Below are 23,987 nucleotides of genomic sequence, written 5' to 3' on the forward strand. Positions count from 1 at the left end.
TTGGCGTTAATTCAAGGAGACAAGCATGGCGGTAGGTCCTGGAACTTTGCCGGAGTTTCATCCGGTAGCAGGGGTTAAGATTGGTATTGCCAGTGCCGGCATTAAAAAAACAGGTCGTAAGGATATTGTCGTATTTGAGCTGGCCCCCGAAGCCCGAGTGGCGGGTATCTTTACCCAGAACCAGTTCTGTGCCGCCCCGGTTGTACTTAGCCGACGCCATCTGGCTGAAGCGGCACCTCGCTATTTACTGATCAACACGGGCAATGCCAATGCGGGTACCGGAGATGCCGGGCTGGCGGATGCTGAGCGTTGTTGTGCTGAACTGGCTAAACGAGCAGGTGTCGACACGGCTAGTGTACTGCCGTTCTCTACTGGTGTGATTGGCGAGTCGCTGCCGGTTAATAAAATCGTTGGGGCCTTGCCGGAAGCGCTGGCGGATACCCGCGAAGATCGCTGGGCTGAAGCGGCCAGCGGGATTATGACCACTGACACCCGGCCGAAAGGGGCATCCTGCCAGATCGAATTGGACGGCCATAAGGTGACGATATCGGGCATCAGTAAAGGGGCGGGAATGATTCGCCCGAATATGGCGACCATGCTCGGGTTCATTGCCACCGATGCCAAGATTGCGCCCGAGGCTTTGCAGGCTCTGGGCTCTGAATTGGGTGAGAAATCCTTTAACCGGATTACCATCGACAGCGATACGTCCACCAACGATGCTTGCATGCTGATCGCCAGTGGCAGCTACGATGGTCCGGAGATTACCGAAGAGAGCCCGTTGTTCGCGAAGCTTAAAAATGCGTTGCGCACGGTGTATATGGAGTTGGCTCACGCGATTGTTCGCGACGGTGAAGGCGCGACCAAGTTCGTAACCATCGATGTCGCCGGTGCTGCGAGTCAGCAAGAGGCGCTGGATGTGGCTTATACCGTCGCTCATTCGCCTCTGGTGAAGACGGCACTTTACGCGTCAGACCCGAACTGGGGCCGGATTCTGGCGGCGGTCGGCCGGGCGGGTGTACCCGACCTTGACCTGCAGGCTCTGGAAATCTATCTGGGTGATGTTTGCCTGGTTCGTGATGGCGGTCGCGCGGGTGACTATTCCGAAGAACGTGGTCAAGCGGTGATGGATCAGGAAGAGATTACCATTGCCATTGATCTTAAGCGTGGTGAAGTTCGGGAAACCGTGTGGACCTGCGATTTTTCTCATGACTATGTGACCATCAATGCCGAATACCGCAGCTGACAGACAGCCGGTGCCAAAGCTGGTTCACGTTGCTGTTGCGGTGATTATCCGCAACGGCCGCGTGTTAATAGCGCGCCGCCCGGATCACGTTCACCAGGGCGGCCTACTGGAGTTTCCCGGTGGGAAGGTTGAGCCGGGTGAAACTGTGCAACAGGCACTGGTTCGTGAAATTGCTGAAGAGACAGGGCTGGACGTCCCTCTGGATAGCCTTGAGCCGGTTATCGGTATTCGTCATGACTATGGTGACAAACAGGTCTTTCTGGATGTTTGGAAAACCACGACTGCCAACGGTGAACCGGAAGGCCGGGAAGGTCAGCCGATTGAATGGATGTCGCCTCATTCTTTGCAGAATGACGACTTCCCTGCGGCCAATAGGCCGATTATCCGAGCTTTGAATTTACCCGGGAATCTACCGATCACCGGTGCCATGACATCGTGGGAAGATGGATTCTCGGGCTTTGCTTCAGCCCTGCCTTCGTTGAACCGCGGGTTGGTGGTGTTGCGCGCGCCCGACTTGCCGATTAATGACTATCGACAGTTGGCGAAGGCCGTCTTGGCCGAGAGCGTTGGAGCCGAGGTGGGGGTGTTGCTGCATGGCGGCCCGGAGTTGCTTTCTGAGTTTCCAGAGGCTGCGGGTGTGCACTTGCCTTGGCGGGAAGCTGAGAGGCTGTCAGAGCGCCCTGTGGCTGCGAATCGGCTGCTGGGTGTGTCGTGCCATAACGCTGATCAACTGCGTCAGGCAGAGCGTCTGGGGGCGGACTATTCGGTATTAGGGCCGGTTCTGCCTACGGCCAGTCACCCTGGTGAAGAGGCCTTCGGGTGGAACGAGTTCGCCCGGCTGGTTTCGAAAGCGGTGATCCCGGTTTACGGTCTGGGAGGATTGAAACCGAATCATCAGGCCAAAGCGCGGGCATCGGGTGGGCAGGGTATTGCGGGTATCAGTTTCTGGTGGCCGTCCAATGTATGATGAAAAGCCAACTGAAAATAAACCCAATCGGAGCCGAGTGTGAGCAAACTGACCCATTTAGATGAAAAGGGCGAAGCGCGGATGGTCGATGTGACGGAGAAAGCCGTCACCGAGCGTGAAGCTCGTGCTGAAGCGACGATCCGTATGCTGCCTGAAACCCTCAGAATGATTGTGGATGGTGAGCATCCGAAAGGTGATGTCCTGGCAACTGCCCGCATTGCCGGCATCATGGCAGCGAAGAAAACCCACGATTTGATTCCCTTGTGTCATGCTCTGAACCTGACCTCAACCAAGGTGGTGCTGTCTCCGGGTGCTGACGGTGCGTCGGTTCACATTGAAACCCGCTGCAAGCTGTCAGGGCAGACCGGTGTTGAGATGGAAGCGCTGACCGCAGCCTCGATTGCAGCGTTGACACTCTATGATATGTGCAAGGCTGTGGATAAGGGGATGGTGGTCGACAATGTACGTTTGCTGGAAAAAAAAGGTGGCCGTTCCGGTCATTGGCGGGCTGAGACTACGCCCACCTAGCAGCAACGTGATAGAATGCCCGCCCCATTTGTCAGAACCACGAGGAATTACAGTGGCTGTTCGTTACATTGAGACCTGCCGTTTGCCTACCCCCTTTGGTGTCTTCGATATGCACGGCTTTGAAGAGATCGAAACAGGTAAGGAGCACGTGGCCCTGACGTTGGGTGATATCAGCACCGAAGAGCCTGTGCTGGCGAGAACGCATTCCGAGTGCCTGACCGGTGACGCGCTTTATAGCATGCGTTGCGACTGCGGCTACCAACTCGAAGAAGCGTTGCGCAGCATCGCCCGTGAAGGGCGTGGTTTGCTTATGTATCTGCGCCAGGAAGGTCGGGGTATTGGTCTGCTCAATAAAATTCGGGCTTATCGCTTGCAGGATCAGGGTGCAGACACGGTAGAAGCCAATGAACGGTTGGGTTTTGGTGCTGATTTGCGGGATTACAGCATGTGTCAGGATATGTTGAAGCATTTGGGCATTCGTAGCTTGAGGCTAATGACCAATAACCCGAGGAAGGTTAAAGCGCTGGAGTCCTACGGTGTAAATATTGTTGAGCGGGTGCCCCTGCATGTGGGTCGGAATCCCCACAATGAGCATTATCTGAATACCAAGCAAAGCAAGCTGGGCCACTGGCTTGAAACTCATCAGGACGACGATCCGGCCTGATTCCTCTTGTAAAAAAGCGCTGGCCTTCACCAGCGCTTTTTTCTTACTTGGCGGCGCTAACCGGCCGTTCGAGCAAGCGTTCCAGTCGCCCTGCAATCGCGTTACCGATGCCTTCGGCATTCAGCCCGCATTCAGCCAATAGCTCCGATGGTTTTCCGTGGTCAACAAAGCGGTCGGGCAGCCCCAGTTGCATAACCGGAAGCGTGACCTCCTTGGCGCACAGAAATTCTGTCACCGCACTGCCCGCACCACCTGCCACCGCATTCTCTTCAAGCGTAACAAGCAAGTCGTGCTGTTCAGCCAATTCCAATACCAGGGCTTCGTCCAGCGGTTTGACGAAGCGCATGTCCGCCACGGTGGCATTCAGCTTTTCGGCAGCTTGCAGTGCGGGCTCTAGCAAGGGGCCGAAGTTCAGGATGGCAACCTGTGAGCCCTCTCGAATCCGTCTGCCTTTGCCGATCGGTAGTGGCGTTAGCTCTTGCGCGATCTCGGCGCCCGGGCCGGTTCCTCGAGGGTAGCGAACGGCTGCAGGACCTTCATGCAGAAGCCCGGTATGCAGGAGCTGGCGAGTTTCGTTTTCATCGGACGGGGTCATGATGACCGTGCCTGGGATGCAGCGCAGGTAACTGATATCGAAGGCACCTGCGTGGGTCGGGCCATCTTCACCAACCAGACCGGCGCGGTCGATCGCGAACAGGACATCGAGATCCTGAATAGCCACGTCATGTATCAGCTGGTCGTAGCCCCGCTGCAGGAACGTGGAGTAAATGGCGACGACCGGCTTCGCGCCGTCACAGGCGAGCCCCGCGGCAAGCGTTACCGCGTGCTGCTCGGCAATGGCGACGTCGAAATAGCGGTCGGGGAAGCGCTCGGAGAAGGCCAGTAAATCAGAGCCTTCGCACATGGCCGGGGTAATGCCGACGACGCGATCGTCCCGTTCCGCTGCATCGCACAGCCATTGGCCAAACACGTTGGCGTATTTCGGGCTGGCGGGTTTGGGGGCCACAGGCTCCGGTTTGTCGGCCGGCACCGGTTCAATCTTGTTGATGGCGTGATAGCCGATAGGGTCGGCTTCGGCCGGCGCAAAACCTTTGCCTTTGGTGGTCACAATGTGCAAAAACTGCGGGCCGTCGAGGTCCCGAATGTTTTCCAGAGTCTCTACCAGTAATGGCAGGTCGTGACCATCGATGGGGCCAATGTAGTTGAAGCCGAGTTCTTCGAACAGAGTCCCGGGGGCTATCATGCCCTTAAAATGCTCTTCGGTCTTTTTGGCCAGAGCCATCAGATTCGGGGTGCCCGCAAGAACTTTTTTGCTGCTGTCACGAACCTGGTTGTAGGTGCGGCTTGCCAGCAGCTTGGCAAAATAATTGGAAAGACCGCCAACGTTGCGTGAGATCGACATGTCATTGTCGTTCAGGATCACCAGCATATCTGCGTGCAGGTGGCCGGCGTGGTTCAACGCCTCAAAGGCCATGCCGGCCGTCATGGCGCCGTCACCGATCACGGCAATGCTTTTGCGGCCGGTGTTCTGCATGCGCGCCGCAATGGCCATGCCCAAGGCCGCACTGATAGAAGTGCTTGAGTGGCCCACGCCAAAGGTGTCATAAGGGCTCTCGGCCCGTTTGGGGAAGCCGGCAAGACCGCCTTTGCGGCGAATCGTGCCCATTTGCTCCCGGCGACCGGTCAGAATTTTATGGGGGTAAGCTTGATGGCCTACATCCCAGACCAGACGATCTTCTGGCGTATTGAAAACGTAATGCAGAGCGACACTCAGCTCCAGAACACCCAAGCCTGCACCAAAATGCCCGCCAGTTTGCCCTACGGTCCAAAGCAGGAACGACCGCAGTTCCCGGGCCAGTTGGGGCAGGTTCTCCGGTGGCAGTTCACGCAGTTGCGCTGGAGCGTCAATACGGTCCAGCAGCGGTGTGTTCGGCCGCTGTGAGGGGATTTCCCTGAATATATATGTGTCCTGCATCAGTTCGGGTCTTTCTCGAAAATATGAGTTCTCTGGCGGGCCATTATAGGGAACAGTGGTGCCTGTTTCATGCTTCTCGGGCCAGATGTTACAAAACGGCATATTGCCGTGTGTTCATGCGGGTGCGTCAGTGGTTTCTTGTCACCACATAGTTGGCGATAGCCCGAAGCGGTTCCGCTTCGACACCAAAGTCGTCCAGCGCCCGCTGAGCTTGTTCCAACAAGGTGGCAAGGTGTTCCCGCGCGCCTTCAAGACCTAGTAGTGCCGGGTAGGTAGGTTTGGCCTTGGCTGCATCCGAGCCCTGACGCTTTCCGATGATGGCCGTGTCACCTTCAATGTCCAGCAGATCATCTTGTACCTGAAAGGCCAGGCCCAGCGCTCTGGCATAGTCCGACAATGCCGATCGCTGCTGCTGCGTGACCCCGGGTGCGGATACGGCGCCCAGATCGACGCTGGCTTCGATTAGGGCGCCCGTTTTGTGCCGATGCATGTGTTCAAGTTGTTCAAGGTCTAACTCAATGCCGACGGACTCAAGATCAATGGCTTGTCCGCCAACCATACCGGAGTGCCCGCTGGCCTGAGCCAGTTTGGCGATCATGGTGACTCGCTGGGTGTCAGACAGTTCGGGTGCGCTGGCAAGTAAGCTGAAAGCCAGCGTTTGCAGTGCATCACCTGCGAGAATAGCGCTGGCTTCATCGAACGCGATGTGGGTCGTGGCTCGGCCTCTACGCAGATCATCGTCGTCCATGGCCGGCAAGTCATCGTGCACCAGCGAATAGGCATGGATCAATTCCAGCGCACAAGCGGGAATCAAGGCGGCGTTTTCAGCGCAGCCTACGGCCCGGGCTGCGGCCAGACAAAGTGCCGGGCGAATTCGTTTGCCACCACCAAGCACGCTGTAGCGCATGGTCTCTTGCAATCGTTCAGACGCGGAGTCTTGGTGGATGCTGCGTTCAAGTTCGGCATCTATGCGTTGGCGGCATTGTTCAATGTAGTCAATCGCCAGAGCGGTGCGATCAGTCATCAGTGGGTATCGTCCGCAGAAAAAGGTCGTGTTTGCAGGGAGCCATCACCGTTCTGTACCAGTTGCTCGACTCGTTGTTCGGCCGATTTCAGAGCGCTTTGGCATTCGCGAGTCAATTTTATGCCCCGCTCGAACGCCGCCAAGGACTGTTCCAAAGGCAATTCGCCCTGTTCGAGATCCCGAACCAGCTTCTCCAGCTCGTCCAACGATTTTTCAAAGTCGGCTATCGATGTCTTGTCTTTGTCGCCGGCCATGGGCGTCCTCCGCTCCAATGTGTCAGGAAATGCGCGGATTATATCAGAGTCCATGGGCTATCGCTGCCAGCGGAACTCTCGCTTTTCGAGCTTCTGCGCGGATGGACCCCACGATTGTTCGGTCACCTGTATTTCACCCTGAGCAGACAGGCTGACGATGGTGGTGGCGCGAGTGCCGTAATGCTCGCTCGCAATAAACGGGGACGAGAGAAAGCGTTCGGTGTTGAGCCCGACGCCTGTGTCCGGCAATTGGTTGTCTGGGGCTGGCGTGCTGTCTTGTAGCACTGAAATCAGCTGACTATGCAGCGCTGAGGTCTCTGTGTGGGTTGCTGCTATCGACTGGCCGACAGCAGAGCGCAGACGCAACAGTTTTGGCCAGGGGGTTTGCAGTAAATGATTGCTGAGTCCGTAGAGGCCCCTGAACACCTGCCGTCCGGGATGCGCATCCCGGTTGCTGTAATACCAGCCGCCGTCGGGGGCCAAAGAGACCAGATTGAAGCCTGAGTAGCGCCCGGGATCGGAGCTAAGCGTTTCTTGCAGCTCTGGGGCCGGCAGGCTGAGCGCATTCAGGGGGAGTTCGCCTCGGCTGCAACGGCCGGCTTCAGGGCTGCCCTCACGGACATTGGTGACGGCCGTTACTCGACCGTCTGGCGCGACTGCCAGCCAGGTGCCGCCGGATTCCAGGTCGCGGCCGGCAAGAACCTCTAGCCCTTCTTCGGTCTTCCACCAGTCCATGGTCGCGGTAGGGCGGCGGTAAAACTCGTCACGATTGGCGGCGACAACAAGGGGGTATTGGCGGCTTTGGCCAATGGCGAAAACGATGGTGCACATAGCAGGTAGACATCCTTACTCATCGGGGCTGCAGCAATTGGCAACAATGCGTATCATACCAGCCTGAATATTCCCCGGACCCATGATTATTATGACCCTGATTGGCGTACTTGTTCTGTACCTGTTGCTGGGTGCACTAGCTGGCACCATGGCCGGCCTGTTCGGTATTGGTGGCGGTCTGGTGATCGTGCCTGTGCTGATTTTCAGTTTCAACTTTATGGGTTTTAGCCCCGAAATTGCTGCGCATCTGGCGATTGGTACCTCATTGGCGACTATCGTGTTTACGTCAATCAGTTCTATTCGGACTCATCACCAGCACGGTGCCGTGCGTTGGGATCTTTTTCGGCCGATGACTGTCGGTATTGTGTTGGGCGCGCTTGTGGGGGCCTGGACCGCAGCGATGCTGAGCGGGCCGCTCCTGGAGACCATCATTGGTGTGTTCGCTATTCTGGTAGCGCTCAAGATGATATTGGAAGTGAATCCCAAGCCCGGGCGGGATGTTCCGGGCACGGCCGGGCTGGGTGTGGCTGGCGGTTTCATCGGCTGGGCCTCTGCTATCTTTGGCATTGGTGGTGGCACCATCTCTGTGCCTTACCTGACTTGGTCCAATGTGCGCATGCAGCAGGCCGTTGCTACGTCGGCGGCTTGCGGTTTTCCGATAGCTCTGGCAGGCGCTGCCGGGAATATCTGGACAGGTTGGCAGCATCCCGAATTGCCGAGCATGAGTTTGGGCTTTATTTATCTGCCGGCACTTATCGGTATTGTCGCCACGAGTGTGATCTTCGCCCGTGTGGGGGCCAAATTGGCGCACCGCCTTGATGGCCGCCTTCTGAAACGAATTTTTGCCATTGTGCTGATTATCGTCGGCATACGATTCCTACTGAGCTAAGAGTTTGTCCATGTTGCAACACCCACAGATTGATCCGGTCGCGATCTCGATCGGTCCCCTCAAAATTCATTGGTACGGCCTGACTTACCTGGTGGGCTTTGCCGCCGCCTGGTGGCTAGGCAACATTCGCAGCCGGAAACCTTGGTCGCCCCTGAAAGAAGAGCAGGTCGGCGATCTGGTTTTTTACATGGCGCTTGGGGTCATCCTGGGAGGCCGCTTCGGGTACGTGGTGTTTTATAACTTTGATACCTTCCTTGCTGACCCACTCTGGCTGTTGCGGGTTTGGGAAGGGGGTATGGCCTTTCACGGCGGTCTGTTAGGCGTCATGGTGGCCATGGTGTGGTACGGCCGTAAAACCGGCGCCGGGTTCTGGAAAATCGCCGACTTCGTGGCTCCGTTGGTGCCGGTGGGCTTAGGCGCTGGCCGGGTGGGTAATTTCATCAATGGCGAACTGTGGGGCAAACCCACGGACCTGCCCTGGGGCATGGTCTTCCCACAAGCGCAAGATGCGCTGGCCCGGCACCCGTCCCAGCTATACCAAGTGGCGCTGGAGGGCGTTGCGCTGTTTGCCATTCTTTGGTGGTTCTCGGCCAAAGAACGGCCGAAGATGGCGGTCTCTGGTCTGTTTTTGTTGTGTTACGGCGTGTTCCGTTTTCTGGTCGAATTTGTTCGCTTGCCGGATGCTCACCTGGGTTATCTTGCCTTCGATTGGGTCACCATGGGGCAGGTGTTGTCCTTGCCGATGATCATTGCCGGCGCGGTCTTGATTGCCATTGCTTATCGGAGAGAAAAATCATGAAAGCCTACCTCGACTTGATGCAAGACGTGGTTGATAACGGATTCGATAAAGGCGATCGCACTGGCGTGGGAACCCGCTCGGTGTTTGGTCGGCAGATTCGCTTTGATCTGCAGCAAGGCTTTCCGTTGGTGACCACCAAGAAAGTACATCTGCGCAGCATCATCTACGAGTTGTTGTGGTTCCTGAAGGGATCAACGGATAACAACTGGCTGAAAGAGCGCAAGGTGTCGATCTGGAATGAGTGGGCGTTGGAGAATGGTGAACTGGGGCCGATCTATGGCAAGCAGTGGCGCAGCTGGCAGTGCCACGATGGCGGCGTGATTGACCAGATCAGTGAAGTGATCGATCAGATCCGCAACAAGCCAAACTCCCGGCGTTTGATTGTTTCGGCCTGGAACCCGGCTGAGCTGCCGGATGAATCCACTGGCCCGCAGGATAATGTGCGGGAAGGGCGCATGGCATTAGCTCCTTGCCACTGTTTGTTCCAGTTCTATGTGATCGATGGCAAGCTCTCTTGTCAGCTGTATCAGCGCAGTGCGGATCTGTTCCTGGGTGTGCCTTTCAATATCGCGTCTTATGCGTTGTTGACGCACATGATTGCTCAGCAGTGTGGTCTGGAAGTAGGTGAGTTTGTGCATACTTTCGGAGACTGTCATCTGTATCAGAATCACCTGACCGACGATATTGTGTTTGAGCAGTTGAAACGTGAGCCAAAGGCTTTGCCGACGCTGGTGATCAAGCGTAAGCCTGATTCAATTTTTGATTACGAGTTAGAAGATTTCGAATTTGAGGGTTACGACCCTTATCCTGGAATTAAAGCGCCTATTGCTATTTGACCTCTGTTTTCGATTTGGGTGGTGGCGAATAAGCGGGGCGAGCTCTCCTAAAACCGCTCCTTCGGCACATCCTTGTGACGCTTCTGCTTCGCCATCCATGGCTGTGCACATTGTTGGAGAGCTCGCCCCCTTATCCGCGTCAGCATCTCTATGCATTCGGGTGTCTGGGCGTTAAAGCGCTTAGTTTGAATGAAGTCGGCTCTTTGCTAACTCCGAAAAATTAGGAATTAACCAAAATGAGAAAAGCACTCATCGTAGCCATGGCCCGAAACCGGGTTATCGGTCGGAACAATGCGCTGCCTTGGTATTTGCCGGGGGATCTGCGGTATTTCAAAGAAGCCACCATGGGTAAGCCCATTATCATGGGCCGGAAAACCTGGGATTCCATTGGGCGGCCGTTGCCGGGGCGGATGAATGTGGTTATTTCGCGCAATCCGGAGTGGGAGGCACCAACAGGTACGGTGTCCGCGGCATCGTTGGATGCGGCTCTGCTGAAAGCCGAAGCTCAGGCTGAACTGGATGGTGGCGAAGAAGTGATGATTATTGGCGGTGGGCAGATCTACGGAGAAGCTTTGCCCATGGTCGACCGGATTTATATCACGCAGGTGCACGCGGAAGTTGACGGGGATGCCTACTTTCCGGAAGTGAACTGGGATGAGTGGGAAGAGATCGGACGCGAAGATTTCTCCGCGTCTGATAATAATCCGTACGACTACAGCTTTGTCGTTTATCAGCGTAACCGGTCGAGCTGACCGGTTACGCTAAGTGGCCTATGAGCGCGGAGCGCGCTTAGGGCCAGGTTTTCCACCGGGCTTGCCGCCGCCAGGGCGACCTTTACCGCCGTCTTTGCGAGGACCGCCTGGCTTGCCATCCTTACGGAAGCTCTTGCTGGGACCGCCTTTGCGGAAATTACCTTTTCCGGAAGGGCCGCCTCTGCGACGTGGTGGCGCTGAGGAAACTTCAGGCAGGGCTTCAGGCTGCTCAAGAGGCAGTGAATCTGGCTGAGACGCTTCCATCCAGCACGCCAAGGCACCCGCTACTGCGGTGATATCCATGTCGTTGCGTTCGGCGATGTCGTCCAGTAAGGCAATGGCTTTAGCTGCACGGGGATCATCGGTGAAGCCCAGAAGCTGCGCTTCAAACTGCTCTACGCGCATCTGCTGCAATGCGGCAGGCGAAGGCAGTTGGTACGGTTCCATAGGCGAGTTGGTGGCGCGCTCCAGGGTGCGCAACCAGCTGCGTTCGCGTGGTGTAACTAGCAAGATTGCTTTGCCCGTACGACCTGCACGGCCGGTACGGCCTACGCGGTGGATATAGGCTTCAGTGTCGTAGGGCACGTCGTAGTTGATAACGTGGGTGATCCTGGATACGTCCAGACCACGAGCCGCTACGTCGGTGGCAATGATGATGTCTTTTTTGCCACGCTTGAGATCTTCAACTGTTTGCTCGCGTTGACGCTGGTTCAGGTCGCCGCTCAGAGGCGCGACGGCGTGGCCGCGGGCTGACAGTTTTTCTGCGAGCAAAGAGGTTTCCGCTTTGGTACGCACGAAGATGATCGCGGCATCAAACGGCTCAACTTCCAGAATGCGGGTCAAAGCGTCGAGTTTGCGCTCGGCGTAAACCGGCAATACGAACTGAGAAATACGCTCAACAGTACGAGTTTCGCTTTCGATGCGAACTTCGGTGGCGTTCTTCAGGTAAGTCTGGGCCACTTTCTTGATCTGCGGCGGCATAGTTGCGGAGAACAAAGCGCGCTGACAGTTCGGCGGTGTTTTGGACAGAATGGCCTCAACATCGTCAATAAAGCCCATGCGGAGCATTTCGTCGGCTTCATCAAGAACCAGAGCTTTTAGGTTTTCCAGTCTCAGGGTGCCTTTGCGCAGGTGATCCAGCATACGGCCGGGCGTACCTACGATCACTTGAGCGCCGCGCTTCAGGCCGCGAATCTGCGGGGCGAAGTCTTGGCCGCCGTAGATCGGCAGGACGTGGAATTGGCGGAACTTACTAGCGTAAGTGGTGAAGGCTTCGGCTACCTGGATTGCAAGTTCGCGGGTAGGGGCCAACACGAGAATTTGTGGTTGGGCAATGTTCGGGTCAATGCGGCTCAGCAATGGTAGGGCGAAAGCCGCAGTTTTTCCGGTGCCGGTCTGGGCAACACCCAATAAATGGTTGCCGGCCAGCAGGGCGGGAATGGATTGTGCCTGGATGGGCGATGGTTTTTCGTAGCCAACAGCGGAGACGGCTTCCAGGACAGCTGGGTCCAGCCCCAGTTCGGCAAAAGACAATTCTGACATGAATGTACTCGGTATTCGGAGGATATGACACTGCGCAAGCGCAATGCATGATTTTGGAAGATTATAGTCTTTTTGTGGCGCTATTGACATATTTTATGCTGTAGGTCAGGTAGGTAGTTGCCGGGACCGTTGTCTTGCCACCGGTCAGGAAATTGGGCAATCTCTGTCGTTTGCAGGCTAACGATCGGAGAGAAGGTATGGGTTTTGACGAGTTATTAGAGGGTGTACGGCAAGGTCTTGAGGTGGTGATTCCCGCGAGTTGGGGGCAGGGTAGAGCGAGTTTTGGTGGCGTGGTTGCTGCGCTAACTTATGAAGTGATGGCCTCCAAAGTAGCCCCCGGGCGAGCCGTTCGTGCTTTGCAGGTGTCTTTTGTCGGGCCGGTTGAGCCAGGCGTTCCGGCAGTTTTTGAAGTGGAGCTGCTGCGAGAAGGAAAAGCGGCCTCTCAGGTTATGGGTCGTATTGTTCAGAATGGCGAGCCTCGTCTGGTGTGTTTGGGAAGTTTCGGGGGTGATCGTGAGTCTGCGGTTCAGGTGGCTCCTTTGGCGGGCCCCAGTGCCAAACCTGCCGAAGAATGTCCTGAGCTTCCTTACATAAAGGGCGTGACACCGGAGTTTACTCAGCACATTGAAATGCGTTGGGTGTATGGAAATATGCCGTTTTCTGGCAAAGGTGGGCGAGAAATGGGTGGCTGGATGCAGTTCCGCGAAGCGCCGGAGACGTTGACCGATGCTCACATTATTGCGTTGGCAGACGCATGGCCGCCGGCCATCTTGCCGCACTTGAAGGAACGGGTTCCGGCTAGCTCACTGAGCTGGAACTTGGAAATTGTCCACCCGAGGCCTGCGCTTAAACCAGGCGACTGGTTGCTGTACCGGGCCACGGTCGATCAGGCCGGTTCAGGTTACGGCCATACCCATGCCGAAATTTGGACAGCCAGTGGCGAGCTGGTAGCGCTCAGCAGGCAAGCGGTAACGGTATTCGGTTGATGACGGGATTGGCTGCAGTCAGGCAGCCATTTCATGTTTCAGGGCGTCAATAATCACTCTCGCAAATGCGCCCGGCGAGTCTTCTTGCAGGAAGTGCCCGCCGGGGAGCGTCATGTGAGGCTGCCCGTAGGCGCCGGGTATGCGCCGCTGCATGTGACGGTCAACGCCCCGGGTGATTGGATCGCCGCTACTGAAGCAGGTGATAAAAGGTTTGCGCCACTTTTCGAGCCTACGCCAGGCTTCGCGGTTTGCCGCACTGGAGGTATCGGCCTGAGACGTGGGGATCAGGGTCGGGAAGGAGCGCGCCCCGCCTTTGTATTCATCCCGTGGAAAAGGTGCTTCGTAAGCGGCCAGTTCTAGCTTTGACAGTGCTCTTTCGGTGCCCAGTTGGACAATTTTACTGACAGGAAACCAGGGGCTGCGGCTAGCAAACGCTTTCCAGACTTTAAATGCGGTTGATACTCGAGCCTCGCCGGTAGGCAGCATGCCGTTTCCAACGATGATGCGATTAAATCTGTGCGGGTTGTCTGCGGCCAGCCTCAATCCAAGCAGTGACCCCCAGTTTTGACAGACGAGCGTTGCGCCCCGAATGTCGAGTTCTTCCAGCCAAGCGGAAAGCCAGCGTAAGTGGTTATCGTAAGAATAGTCGGTGAGTGCTGCGGGTTTGTCTGATTTTCCAAAACCGATCAGATCCGGTGCCAGAACCCGGTGGCCGGCTGCCGCAATGGTGGGGATCATATGGCGGTATAGGTATGACCACGTGGGCTCGCCGTGCAACAAAATCACAGGGACACCATCCGCAGTGCCTTCGTCCACGAAATGCATTCGCAGGCCGGGTTCGACCTCCTGATAATTCGGAAGAAACGGGTAATCCGGTAGTCCTTCGAAGCGGGCTTCGTCGGTTCTCAGGATACGCATGCCATCGACTGTCCTAACTGATTGGGTGCGTGACTGCCGGTCGACAATCTTAGGCATTCAGAATAAAACAGATGGGCAATTTGTTTGTTTGAGTTGCGTAACAGAGCGTTGTCAGTTTGAATCTGGGCGTTGTCAAAACGCTCTGTTTTAGTGCGTAAACGTGTTAGACAGCGTCATCGTCCGGGTCGACCAGGGGGCGACGATTGGATCTTTTGTCGTCCCAGTCAAGTTGTTTGGGGTCGTACCAGCCAATAGCGTCCAGCACCCTCTCCCGGGTGCGGGCCGACAGTGTAGGCCAGAGTTCCTGAAAGTCGTTCAAGCCCAGATCTCGATAGCGTTGTTGTTTGCTGGTGAGGCGGTTGATGATTTTGGGCAGCTGCAAGGCCTCCCCTAGCTGTCCAGGCACGAGAACTTCCTGTCCCATGACCTTTCGGCGATGGGTGCGGGCGGCGAGCACTCGTCGCAATTCCGTGGCTGCGTCAAGCGCCGTTTCGATACTGAAGTTTTCAGCAGGCAGTGGCATAACGAATTCGATGGTTGCTCAATAACCGTCAACTATAACGCGAAGGTGGCTACAGTGGCCACGCTCTCGTGGTAGTGTTAGCTTCCTTTTATCCTCCCGTTTGAAGGTCTTATCCGATATGTACGCCAAGCTTGAAACACGAACTTTTCTGGCGATGCTGGTGGGCGTTTCCTTAGCATTCGTTTTGCTGATGAAACCATTCTTCGGCCCCATTTTTTGGGCTGTAGCGATTGCATTGATCTTCCATCCGGTTCAGCACCTTCTCCATAAGCGGCTAGGCGATAGGCCGAATACCAATGCGCTTATTACCCTTTTTGTGTGCTTGGTGATCGTCATTATTCCGGTCCTGATACTCGGCGCGGCGATGATCGGCGAGGGTGTAGGGATCTATCAAAAGATTCAGGAAGGTGAGATTCGCCCTGGTGAGTATATCGATCAGGTCAACAACTCGTTCCCTGCTATTCAGGCATTCCTTGCGCAATTTGATATCAATGTTGGAGAGCTCCGGGATCGCACAGTTAATGCATTTCTGGGCGGTAGCCAGTTTTTGGCCAAGCAGGCGTTGGGTTTCGGGCAGAACACCTTCCAGTTCTTCCTCGGGCTGGCGCTCATGATCTACCTGGCGTTTTTCCTCCTTCGGGATGGCAGCAAACTGGTGGAATTGATGATCAAGGCGTTGCCGCTTGGCGATGAGCGGGAGCGTTTGTTGTTTGCCAAGTTTGCAGAGGTAACCCGGGCGACGGTCAAGGGCAACCTCCTGATTGCGATTATTCAGGGTGCGTTGGGTGGCATCATTTTCGCTGTGCTCGGTATCACGGGTGCGCTGCTGTGGGGGGTGGTCATGGCAATTGTTTCGCTGTTGCCGGCGGTTGGTGCGGCGATCGTGTGGGTGCCGGCCGCCATCTATCTGGCCGCGGTCGGCGACCTTGTGTCGGCCACTGTGTTGACAGTGTTTGGCGTGGTGGTGATTGGCTTGGCAGATAATCTGCTACGTCCGATTCTGGTCGGACGCGACACCAAGCTGCCGGATTATTTGGTGCTGCTGTCAACGCTGGGTGGTATCGCTATGTTTGGTATCAATGGGTTCGTGATGGGGCCTCTGGTTGCGGCATTGTTCATGGCTTTCTGGGGCATTTTTATCCGGGAGTTTAGTGAAGGGGCTGAGTCTGAGGCTAAGACTAAGACTAAGACTTTGTTGCGGGACAGTGATCACGGTTCGGATCACTAAGATATGTTACGGTTTTTTCGTCATAGGTGGGTTTGGCGCCACAACATAATAACTAGACAGGTATCAGGAGTAGAGCAGGTGAGAACCATGAAAACAGTTGCACGTCATTTCGGTAAGTCGACGCTGCTGGTCGGGGCAATCACGATGGCGGGGCTGGCTTCGTCGGCTCAGGCCAATGACACAGTTGCACTTAAGCATGCGTTATACGGTGCGGGCTATAACATAACAAACGTTAGCCCAGCTATGGATGATACAACCCGTGCCGAACTGGTGCGTTTTCAGAAGGATCAAGGGCTGAAATCCAACGGTATTGTGACCGAGGAAACGGAGAAAGCTCTGGGCATGGTTCCGGTTCAACTGGCTGCTTCTACCAGTGGCGGCAGCGCTGCTCCAGCCCCTGCTTCGTCAGCGGAATCAGAAAAAGCAGTCGCGAAACCGGCTGCGGAGAAGTCTGAAGAAACGGAAAAAGATGATGGGGCATGGTCGCTCTGGTGATCGACCGGCGGTACATGAAAAAAGCCCGGCTCAGACATGAGCCGGGCTTTTTTGTTGCGGCTGTCAGTCCAGCTTGGATAAATCTCTAACAGCGCCCTTGTCGGCACTGGTCGCTAGCAGAGCGTAGGCCTTGAGTGCTGCTGAGACCTTGCGCTCTCTTGGTTGGTCTGGCTTCCAACCTTTGGCGTCTCGCTTGCTGCGGCGCTCATTCAATTCGTCATCGCTGAGCTGTACGTTGATCGAACGGTTCGGGATGTCGATCAGAATGGTGTCACCGTCTTCGATCAGGCCAATAGCGCCTCCGGCTGCGGCTTCGGGTGACGCGTGACCGATAGACAGACCTGAGGTGCCACCTGAGAATCGGCCGTCGGTCAACAGCGCGCACTCTTTGCCCAGTCCTTTGGATTTCAGGTAACTGGTGGGGTAGAGCATTTCCTGCATGCCGGGCCCGCCGCGAGGACCTTCGTACCGGATGATGACCACGTCGCCAGACTTCACTTCATCGTCCAGAATGCCAGCAACGGCAGAGTCCTGGCTTTCGAAGACTCGAGCTTTGCCCTCAAAGACAAAGATGCTTTCATCTACCCCGGCGGTTTTCACCACGCAGCCGTCCAGCGCGATGTTGCCGTACAGCACGGCAAGGCCGCCTTCGGATGAGTAGGCGCTTTCAACAGAACGGATACAACCGTTTTCCCGGTCACCGTCGAGGCTGGGCCAGCGAGTGCTTTGGCTGAAGGCCGTCTGTGTTGGAATGCCAGCAGGTCCCGCTTTGTAGAATTCGATCACTTCAGGTGTGGGCGACTGCATGATGTCCCAGGTTTTCAGGGCTTCTTTCATGGTCTTGCTGTGAACAGTTGGCAAATTGGTATTGATCAGTCCGCCGCGGTCAAGTTCGCCCAAAATGCCCATGATGCCGCCCGCACGGTGAACGTCTTCCATGTGGTATTTCGGTGAGTTCGGTGCCACTTTACACAGCTGTGGCACTTCCCGGGACAAGCGGTCGATGTCCGCCAAATCGAAGTTCACTTCGCCTTCCTGAGCTGCAGCAAGCAGATGCAGGATGGTGTTGGTCGAACCGCCCATGGCAATGTCCATCACCATGGCATTTTTGAATGATTCGAGTGACGCGATGCTGCGGGGCAATACGCTGTCATCATCCTGCTCGTAATAGCGCCGGGTATTTTCCACAATCTGGCGGCCGGCCTTCAGGAACAGTTGCTCGCGGTCGGCGTGAGTCGCCAGCATGGAGCCGTTGCCCGGTAGTGCCAGGCCAATGGCCTCGGCCAGACAGTTCATGGAGTTGGCGGTGAACATGCCGGAGCAGGAGCCGCACGTTGGGCAGGCGCTGCGCTCGTATTCGGCTACTTTCTCGTCGCTGGCGGTTGGGTCAGCGGCGATCACCATGGCGTCGACGAGGTCGAGCTTGTTTTCGGACAGCTTGGTTTTGCCCGCTTCCATCGGCCCGCCGGAAACGAAAATGGCCGGGATATTCAGGCGCAGCGCGGCCATCAGCATCCCCGGGGTGATCTTGTCGCAGTTGGATATGCACACCAGTGCGTCGGCGCAATGTGCGTTGGCCATGTATTCGACCGAGTCTGCGATGATTTCGCGGGACGGCAAGGAATAAAGCATGCCGTCGTGCCCCATGGCGATACCGTCGTCGACCGCGATAGTGTTGAATTCTTTGGCTACACCACCGGCCTCTTCAATTTCACGGCAGACCAGCTGGCCCAGATCTTTCAAGTGAACATGACCCGGCACAAATTGGGTGAATGAGTTAACAACGGCGATGATCGGTTTGCCGAAATCCTCGTTTTTCATACCGGTTGCGCGCCATAGAGCGCGGGCTCCGGCCATGTTCCGGCCGGCTGTCGACGTGTGCGAACGATACTGGGGCATGATGTACTTTTCTCTCCCGAATGATCTTATTAACGCTATATTTAAAGCGGTTGGTGCTGTAAAAATTAGAGGATACCAGATTCGATGCGTTCGCATGGCTGTTTTGGCAGCGTGTGATTACAATGTGTAACAACGAACATTCATTTTTTTGAGAGTTTGATTATGGGAAGCCAGGAGCGGCTAACACTTCGTCGATTGAAAGACTTCAATCCCCTCGGCCGGCTGACAGACGGGCAATTAGTGGTGTTGGCTAATCGCGCCGAGCGCCGTACGTTTAAACGTGGCGCGAAAATTCTTGAGCGCGGTGTGCGGGACGGGCTGGATTACTTTTTGATTTCCGGCTCGGTTCAGTTGGCGTCCCATGACGGCCGAAATTCGGTGATTCAGGCGGGAACGGACAAAGCCGTCAATCCGATTGCGCGGCTTCAGCCGAGAATGTACGACGTAAAGGCGTTAGAGCTTTGTGAATTTCTGGTGGTTGAGCAGGAAACCCTCAACCAGCTGTTGCGTGATGCGCCGGTCGCTCAGGTCGGAATGGCATCATCGGTCGATGAGGGCGGTGAGAGCGAAGAGCACCAATTATTGATGGAGTTCTACGCGCAACTGCGTTCGAACCAGGTGCAACTGCCAAGTGTGCCGGATGTCGCTTGGAAAGTTCGCCGGATTGTGGACCGGGAAGACGCTGGAGCGGTCGAAGTGGCTGGAGCGGTGTCGGCCGACCCCTCGATGGCTGCGAAACTGGTCCGAGCATGCAACAGCCCACTATACCGGGGCTTCAGTGAGGTTAGAAACGTACGGGAAACGGTCGTCCGCTTGGGGATGCGAACAACACGGCAATTGGTGACGGTGTTCGCCATGCGGGAGGTGTTCAAAACCCAGCAGCCAACATTGAAGAAAGAGCTGGAAGCCTTGTGGCAGCATTCACGAGAGGTAGCTGCTCTGTGTTGGGTGTTGGCAGACCATACAACGGGTGTCGATCCTGAAGAAGCTATGCTGGCGGGGTTGTTGCACGATGTTGGCGTGGTTCCTGTGCTCGTGCAGGCTGAGAAACACGTCAATCTGTTCGCAGATGAAAAAAATCTGCAGCACGCTATCTCGGAACTGCGAGCCGATGTCAGTTGCGCTGTACTTGAAAACTGGTCGTTCCCTAAAACCTTTATTGAAGCGGCTCGTTACGCTGAAGATTGGCGTTATGAGTGCCGTCAGTCTGCGCCTCAGCTTGTGGATATCGTCATTGTGGCTCAAATGCACGCCATGATTGGTTCCGGCCAGAGTGCCGGTTTACCTGCGTTTGATGAGGTGCCTGCTTGGCGGCGCTTGGGTGAATTGGAGCTGAATGCTTCCCGGAGTCTTCAACTACTCAGTGAAGCCCGAGAGCGGGTAACCGAAGCTCAGAAGCTTCTGTCTAACCGTTAAATTAACACCTGATCCGGGGTCTGCTTTGCAGTGACTGAAACTCATATGAATGTGCCTCTATTTCCACTGAACTCAGTTGTCTTGCCTCAAGGGCGCATTCCGCTGCAGCTGTTTGAGCCTCGTTATATCGACATGTTGAGCCGCTGCCTTAAGGAAGACCGCGGTTTTGTCATTGTCCTGTTGCAGGATGGCCCCGAAACTTCGAAGACTGCCGCTTTTTACGATATCGGAACCTATGTGCGAATAATCGATTTTCAGCAGCTGGATAACGGCTTGTTGGGCATCACGGTAGAAGGTGATAGCAAGGTGTCGGTGGTCCGGACATGGCAACAAGAAGATGGGCTGAATCTGGGGGACGTGGAATGTTTGATGGCAGAAGCTGAGAGCGATGTTCCCGAACGCTATCACGAGCTACCTTCGGTACTGCGGGCTTTGTTTCGACATCCGGCGATAAAGAATCTGGACATGAAAGTGGACTATGAAGACGCACGGCATGTTGGCTGGCGTCTCACGGAGTTGTTGCCACTGGACACCCATGAAAAGCAGTGTTTGGCCGAGTTGCAAGATCCCTTGGAACGGCTCGACCGGCTTCAGCGCCTTCTAGAGGCGCTCGAAGGCGATGGCTAGAGTTTTGGTGCATAGCTCAGCAGTGCGACTTCCCAGTGCTCGCTGATATAAAGAACAACAAATAGCAGCCAGCCAATGAGCGCTATCCACGAAATGGCTTCAGTCTTGATTGGCACCCGGTCAAAGCGGCTATAGCTCGCCCTGATGACACCGGTTATCACCAGCCCCAGAAAGAATCCGCCTAACACGTCCGTGAACCAGTGAACCCCGAGGTACAGTCTGCTGAGTGCAATTGGGATCAGCGGTAGCGACAGTAATACATAGCTTTGCCAGCGTTGTTTTTGAAGGTTCTCGCCGGCAATAAAGCTGGCGGCCAGTGTGACAAGCACGGTTGCGCCGGCGGTGTGGCCACTTGGAAATGCGCCAGATTCTGGAGGCCTGAACACCTGATCCGGCCGGCTGATGCCGATGCCGGCCTTGAGTAGCCAGACACTGACCATCGTCAGTAGCGCGGCCGTGGCAATGTGGATCGCTGCGGCATAGTAGCCTCTGAATGCCAGACTGAGGGTTGCTAGAACCGCGGCTGCAGTCAGCACCGGAGGGTCTCCGGCGAGAGTGAAGGCCATCATCGGCAGGTCCAGAAGCGGCTGCCGGAGCAATTGGAACCATTCGCTAACCTGTTGGTTGAGCAGGAATAGGTGGCTACTGAGCGTGACCAGTTGCGCCAGAATTAGAAACAGTGCCAGAGCTGCGGTGGCCATCATCAACGACGGGAGCGGAAATTCGCCGCGATGGGCCGGGCGAGCACTGGTGTATAAACGCCAGAATCGATGCGTGGCATCGTAGGCCGCCATTCGTGATTCCAGCCAGTGATACAGGCGACTGCCCTCGCCGAGGCCCAGGCGCATCCGGAGTGCGATGATATACACGGCAAGTAAGGCGGCACCGCTGATGCCCAGAACCAGATAGAAGTGAGGGGGTGGTTTGATGCCGCTAGCAAGCGCTGCACCGACCAGATAGCCCGGTAAGATGTAAGTCACAGCCCAGCCCACCGCAGATAGCAGGTTGAACAATAAAAAGCGTTGCCAAGGCATGTAGAAGGCGCCGGCGATCAGAGGGATGATGGGGCGGATAGGCCCTACAAACCGTCCGATAATCACACTTTTTCCGCCGTGAGCATGAAAAAATGTCTCGCCACGGACGAGCAAGTTTGGGTAGCGGCTCAATGGCCAGACCGAATGTAGACGCCCCTGTAGCATCCTTCCGATTGCAAAGCTCAGCACGTCTCCCGCCACAGCGCCAACGCCGGCCCAGGCCAGTGCTTCAGGGAGTGGCATGCCTGATTTTCCAGCCAAAGCGGCAAAGGCGAACAGCATCGCCACGCCGGGCACAATAATGCCGGCGACTGCCAGGGATTCAATAAATGCTGTGGCAGCAAGGGCTAGCGCTAGCCAGCCCGGGTTGGCTGCTACCCATGCGGTTGCATCGTTGAGCCAGGTTTCAGTCATGCTTTAACGGGTTCTCCGGGGCTAAACCAGGCTGAATTGGCGCCTCTTTTGTTTGCTTCTTCCATGGCATTCGTGGCCCGCGAGCGCAGTGAGTAAGTGCTGGTGTCTCCGTTGCCGCGAGTGGTGCAGCCGAGGCTCACGGAGACTTTGCCAACTTCCGGCCAGTCGTGCTCGAGGATGCTGCGACGAATGCGCTCGGCAATAACCCGAACACCTTCCTCGGGTGTGAAGGGGAGGATCAGGAAAAACTCAGACTCATTGACGATGTACAAGGTGTCGCCGGTTCGTATGGTTTCGAACAAGTGCTCAGTCATGTTTTTTAGCAAATTTTGCAGCCCCGCTTTTCCGTGCAGGTCTCGGATTTCTTCCGAGTGGCTCAGGCCTATGCTGACAACGGATAGGGGGTGACCGGTGGCAATGGCTCTGCTGATTTCTTTTTGCAGCGTTTCATCAAGAAATCGAGCGTTATGCGCGCCGGTGATGGGGTCCGTGGTGGCCAGATTTTGAGCGGATTGGGCCATGTCGTCATAGCCCCGAATATAGAACCCGACCACCGCCAGCATGAGGCACAGGCCAGAGCTCGCTATCAGGGCGTCAGAGAATGGTTGCTGGAGCCATAGCGAGACTGAAACGGTTGCGATTAGCAAAACTGACAGTGCCAAGCCCTGACGAAGGGGCAGAATGGTCAGGTTAAGCACGAGTAGGGGCATTGCCCAGTGACTGATGCCCGGCGCATCGAGGGTTAAGCAGGAGATTAATAATCCAAAGTTTAAAAAACTGAGAATGATCAGATGCCCCGGGGCTGACAGTTGCTGGCGCCGGGAAATAAACGTATAGATCAGGCCCGCGAATAGCAATGTCGCCATAATCGACGCAAGGTAGAACAATTGATAAAAACCGTAGCGTAAATTCTGAAGCGCCAGCGCGCTGATGAAAACGGCAGCCAGCGTGTATGCCGCGCCATGAGTCCAGGTCCGCAGTCGGGTTTCTGTCATCGTGCTGCTCCCTTGGTGCCTGAACGGTCGCTGGGCACCGGATTGCTGTAGGTCTGTGTCCGGTTGCCACCGTGTTGCTGGGCGCGCCTTAGAGCATTAGATGCGCTGATTTGCAGGCTGTCGGCATCATCGCCAATGTTGAGGCCAGCCACGCCAGCACTGACGGTCAGTTTCAGGCCATGGGAGGCCATGATCGTGCATAGACCGTTCCGAATGCGTTCAGCGGTATCAGCGGCTTCGGCGGTATTGGAGCCCGGAAGAATGGCCAGGAACTGCAGGTCGGCCATGCGGTAGTAAGTGTCGAAATCCCGAAGCTGCGAATGCAGGTATCGCCCGATGCGAGGCAGAATGGCGCTTATATCGGCATCCGGAGCGGTGTCGCTTACGTGGGCATCGAGACCGATGGCCATGGCGGAGAGGTGAGTGCCTTCGCGTTCGCTACGCTGTATTTCTTTGTGTAAATCTGCAGACAGATACTCTCTGCTCGCAGCTTGTGTCAGCCTGTCCGTGCGCCGCAAGGGCTTGAGTTGGCGATCTTTGTATTTTTGTAGAAAGATCAGAATAGCGCCGAGCAAAGTGGATAGGACAAAGGCGCTGATCATCTGGTGGCGGTCGGGAAGAGTGGTGACCCATTGAGTGCTGGACACCACGAAAATCACCCCCGCGACGGTAATGATCGTTGCGGGGTAGGCTGGAACAAACCCGAAGGTGATTAAGGGGAGTGCATAGAGCCAGTGACTCAACACCCAAGGTCCACGCCATAGCGCGGCAAACAGGGCTAAGTTGAGGCTGATAAAAAATAGAGTGCGCAGTTGGGGCCCAGGCACCGTTTGTCTGCGACGGTTGCCCTGCATACCCGTCAGGAACAGGCCTGCCGTAGACGCGGCCGCGGCCGCGGCCAGGGGTTCTTTTAATGCGGCAAAGCCCGCTGCGGTTAACGCCAGAACAATAAAGCCTATTTTAGAGAGCTTGCTAGGCAGAAATTTTTCGGCCAACTGGGGCATGGTGACAGTCCTATACCGGCACATTCGTAGAATATTGAATTCTGTGCAGCGGTATAATAGTCGTTTGAGGTGCGGACTTGAAACGGGAAAGGTAAAGTAACCCACCGGTTTTAGATTCAGCTTGCATATTAAGAAGGTATATCA

General features: G+C 55.9%; 24 protein-coding genes. 13 read left to right on the top strand and 11 right to left on the bottom strand.

Translation table 11 applies throughout. From position 1 onward, the window contains the following. Nucleotides 1-25: 25 nt before the first annotated feature. Genes argJ through ribA form a run of 4 tightly spaced genes read left to right on the top strand, consistent with a single transcriptional unit; the run spans nucleotide 26 to nucleotide 3,402 of the window. A complete protein-coding gene (argJ, locus tag VOI14_RS13785) occupies nucleotides 26-1,243 on the top strand; it encodes a bifunctional glutamate N-acetyltransferase/amino-acid acetyltransferase ArgJ (RefSeq protein ID WP_323752621.1) in 1,218 nt (405 codons plus the stop codon). Beyond that, entirely contained in the window at nucleotides 1,224-2,210 is a 987-nt protein-coding gene (locus tag VOI14_RS13790; RefSeq protein ID WP_323752622.1) for a Nudix family hydrolase, read from the top strand. Before argJ ends, VOI14_RS13790 begins: the two co-directional genes overlap by 20 nt. 39 nt (nucleotides 2,211-2,249) lie before the next feature. Next, on the top strand, nucleotides 2,250-2,738 hold the full coding sequence (gene moaC, locus VOI14_RS13795; protein ID WP_323752623.1) for a cyclic pyranopterin monophosphate synthase MoaC: 489 nt from the start codon (nucleotides 2,250-2,252) through the stop codon (nucleotides 2,736-2,738). A gap of 52 nt (nucleotides 2,739-2,790) precedes the next feature. Continuing rightward, the gene (gene ribA, locus VOI14_RS13800) at nucleotides 2,791-3,402 is read left to right on the top strand and encodes a GTP cyclohydrolase II (protein WP_323752624.1); all 612 of its coding nucleotides are present in this window, start codon (nucleotides 2,791-2,793) and stop codon (nucleotides 3,400-3,402) included. Nucleotides 3,403-3,445: 43 nt separating this feature from the next. Here the strand turns inward: ribA and dxs are convergent, their stop codons facing one another. The 4 genes from dxs to VOI14_RS13820 form a co-directional block, all read right to left on the bottom strand. Continuing rightward, nucleotides 3,446-5,377, bottom strand: coding sequence for a 1-deoxy-D-xylulose-5-phosphate synthase (dxs, locus tag VOI14_RS13805; protein ID WP_323752625.1), 1,932 nt, complete (start codon nucleotides 5,375-5,377; stop codon nucleotides 3,446-3,448). A gap of 127 nt (nucleotides 5,378-5,504) precedes the next feature. Continuing rightward, the gene (gene ispA / locus VOI14_RS13810) at nucleotides 5,505-6,401 is read right to left on the bottom strand and encodes a (2E,6E)-farnesyl diphosphate synthase (protein ID WP_323752626.1); all 897 of its coding nucleotides are present in this window, start codon (nucleotides 6,399-6,401) and stop codon (nucleotides 5,505-5,507) included. Continuing rightward, complete coding sequence (locus VOI14_RS13815; protein WP_323752627.1) at nucleotides 6,401-6,655, bottom strand: exodeoxyribonuclease VII small subunit; 255 nt, start codon at nucleotides 6,653-6,655, stop codon at nucleotides 6,401-6,403. The genes ispA and VOI14_RS13815 overlap by 1 nt, the downstream gene beginning before the upstream one ends. A gap of 57 nt (nucleotides 6,656-6,712) precedes the next feature. Next, the gene (locus tag VOI14_RS13820; protein WP_323752628.1) at nucleotides 6,713-7,486 is read right to left on the bottom strand and encodes an NRDE family protein; all 774 of its coding nucleotides are present in this window, start codon (nucleotides 7,484-7,486) and stop codon (nucleotides 6,713-6,715) included. Nucleotides 7,487-7,577: 91 nt separating this feature from the next. On the opposite strand from VOI14_RS13820, the gene VOI14_RS13825 reads away from it, so the two are divergent. From VOI14_RS13825 to VOI14_RS13840, 4 genes are all read left to right on the top strand, one after another. Next, the gene (locus VOI14_RS13825) at nucleotides 7,578-8,375 is read left to right on the top strand and encodes a sulfite exporter TauE/SafE family protein (protein WP_323752658.1); all 798 of its coding nucleotides are present in this window, start codon (nucleotides 7,578-7,580) and stop codon (nucleotides 8,373-8,375) included. A 10-nt stretch (nucleotides 8,376-8,385) separates the two neighbouring features. Then, nucleotides 8,386-9,174 carry a prolipoprotein diacylglyceryl transferase gene (lgt, locus tag VOI14_RS13830; protein ID WP_323752629.1) on the top strand — a complete coding sequence of 263 codons (789 nt, stop codon included), beginning with the start codon at nucleotides 8,386-8,388 and terminating at the stop codon, nucleotides 9,172-9,174. Further along, nucleotides 9,171-10,010 (top strand): thymidylate synthase, encoded by an 840-nt coding sequence (locus VOI14_RS13835; protein WP_323752630.1) that lies wholly within the window; start codon nucleotides 9,171-9,173, stop codon nucleotides 10,008-10,010. Before lgt ends, VOI14_RS13835 begins: the two co-directional genes overlap by 4 nt. Before the next feature lie 236 nt (nucleotides 10,011-10,246). Further along, entirely contained in the window at nucleotides 10,247-10,762 is a 516-nt protein-coding gene (locus VOI14_RS13840) for a dihydrofolate reductase (RefSeq protein WP_323752631.1), read from the top strand. Nucleotides 10,763-10,780: 18 nt separating this feature from the next. Here VOI14_RS13840 and VOI14_RS13845 read toward each other — a convergent pair whose 3' ends face one another. Next, complete coding sequence (locus tag VOI14_RS13845; protein ID WP_323752632.1) at nucleotides 10,781-12,304, bottom strand: DEAD/DEAH box helicase; 1,524 nt, start codon at nucleotides 12,302-12,304, stop codon at nucleotides 10,781-10,783. 197 nt (nucleotides 12,305-12,501) lie between these two features. Here VOI14_RS13845 and VOI14_RS13850 point away from each other — a divergent pair, with 197 nt between their 5' ends. After that, nucleotides 12,502-13,290 carry a thioesterase family protein gene (locus VOI14_RS13850; RefSeq protein ID WP_323752633.1) on the top strand — a complete coding sequence of 263 codons (789 nt, stop codon included), beginning with the start codon at nucleotides 12,502-12,504 and terminating at the stop codon, nucleotides 13,288-13,290. A gap of 18 nt (nucleotides 13,291-13,308) precedes the next feature. Here the strand turns inward: VOI14_RS13850 and VOI14_RS13855 are convergent, their stop codons facing one another. Together VOI14_RS13855 and VOI14_RS13860 are read right to left on the bottom strand one after the other, a co-directional pair. Continuing rightward, the gene (locus VOI14_RS13855; protein ID WP_323752634.1) at nucleotides 13,309-14,208 is read right to left on the bottom strand and encodes a haloalkane dehalogenase; all 900 of its coding nucleotides are present in this window, start codon (nucleotides 14,206-14,208) and stop codon (nucleotides 13,309-13,311) included. A 163-nt stretch (nucleotides 14,209-14,371) separates the two neighbouring features. Beyond that, nucleotides 14,372-14,731 (bottom strand): hypothetical protein, encoded by a 360-nt coding sequence (locus VOI14_RS13860; RefSeq protein WP_323752635.1) that lies wholly within the window; start codon nucleotides 14,729-14,731, stop codon nucleotides 14,372-14,374. A 118-nt stretch (nucleotides 14,732-14,849) separates the two neighbouring features. On the opposite strand from VOI14_RS13860, the gene VOI14_RS13865 reads away from it, so the two are divergent. Together VOI14_RS13865 and VOI14_RS13870 are read left to right on the top strand one after the other, a co-directional pair. Continuing rightward, complete coding sequence (locus VOI14_RS13865) at nucleotides 14,850-15,959, top strand: AI-2E family transporter (protein WP_323752636.1); 1,110 nt, start codon at nucleotides 14,850-14,852, stop codon at nucleotides 15,957-15,959. 87 nt (nucleotides 15,960-16,046) lie between these two features. Continuing rightward, complete coding sequence (locus VOI14_RS13870) at nucleotides 16,047-16,454, top strand: peptidoglycan-binding domain-containing protein (protein ID WP_323752637.1); 408 nt, start codon at nucleotides 16,047-16,049, stop codon at nucleotides 16,452-16,454. 63 nt (nucleotides 16,455-16,517) lie between these two features. Here the strand turns inward: VOI14_RS13870 and ilvD are convergent, their stop codons facing one another. Beyond that, a complete protein-coding gene (ilvD, locus tag VOI14_RS13875; RefSeq protein WP_323752638.1) occupies nucleotides 16,518-18,353 on the bottom strand; it encodes a dihydroxy-acid dehydratase in 1,836 nt (611 codons plus the stop codon). Nucleotides 18,354-18,515: 162 nt separating this feature from the next. Between ilvD and VOI14_RS13880 the strand changes: the two genes are divergently transcribed. Together VOI14_RS13880 and VOI14_RS13885 are read left to right on the top strand one after the other, a co-directional pair. Further along, entirely contained in the window at nucleotides 18,516-19,769 is a 1,254-nt protein-coding gene (locus tag VOI14_RS13880; protein WP_323752639.1) for an HDOD domain-containing protein, read from the top strand. Between the two features lie 45 nt (nucleotides 19,770-19,814). Then, nucleotides 19,815-20,396 carry an LON peptidase substrate-binding domain-containing protein gene (locus tag VOI14_RS13885; RefSeq protein ID WP_323752659.1) on the top strand — a complete coding sequence of 194 codons (582 nt, stop codon included), beginning with the start codon at nucleotides 19,815-19,817 and terminating at the stop codon, nucleotides 20,394-20,396. Here the strand turns inward: VOI14_RS13885 and VOI14_RS13890 are convergent. Genes VOI14_RS13890 through VOI14_RS13900 form a run of 3 tightly spaced genes read right to left on the bottom strand, consistent with a single transcriptional unit; the run spans nucleotide 20,393 to nucleotide 23,843 of the window. Beyond that, entirely contained in the window at nucleotides 20,393-21,844 is a 1,452-nt protein-coding gene (locus tag VOI14_RS13890; protein WP_323752640.1) for a bifunctional DedA family/phosphatase PAP2 family protein, read from the bottom strand. The genes VOI14_RS13885 and VOI14_RS13890 overlap by 4 nt on opposite strands. Then, a complete protein-coding gene (locus VOI14_RS13895; protein ID WP_323752641.1) occupies nucleotides 21,841-22,839 on the bottom strand; it encodes a GGDEF domain-containing protein in 999 nt (332 codons plus the stop codon). The genes VOI14_RS13890 and VOI14_RS13895 overlap by 4 nt, the downstream gene beginning before the upstream one ends. Beyond that, on the bottom strand, nucleotides 22,836-23,843 hold the full coding sequence (locus tag VOI14_RS13900) for a GGDEF domain-containing protein (protein ID WP_323752642.1): 1,008 nt from the start codon (nucleotides 23,841-23,843) through the stop codon (nucleotides 22,836-22,838). The genes VOI14_RS13895 and VOI14_RS13900 overlap by 4 nt, the downstream gene beginning before the upstream one ends. Nucleotides 23,844-23,987 lie beyond the last annotated feature (144 nt).

The organism is Marinobacter sp., assembly GCF_034669625.1.
Taxonomy (GTDB): domain Bacteria; phylum Pseudomonadota; class Gammaproteobacteria; order Pseudomonadales; family Oleiphilaceae; genus Marinobacter.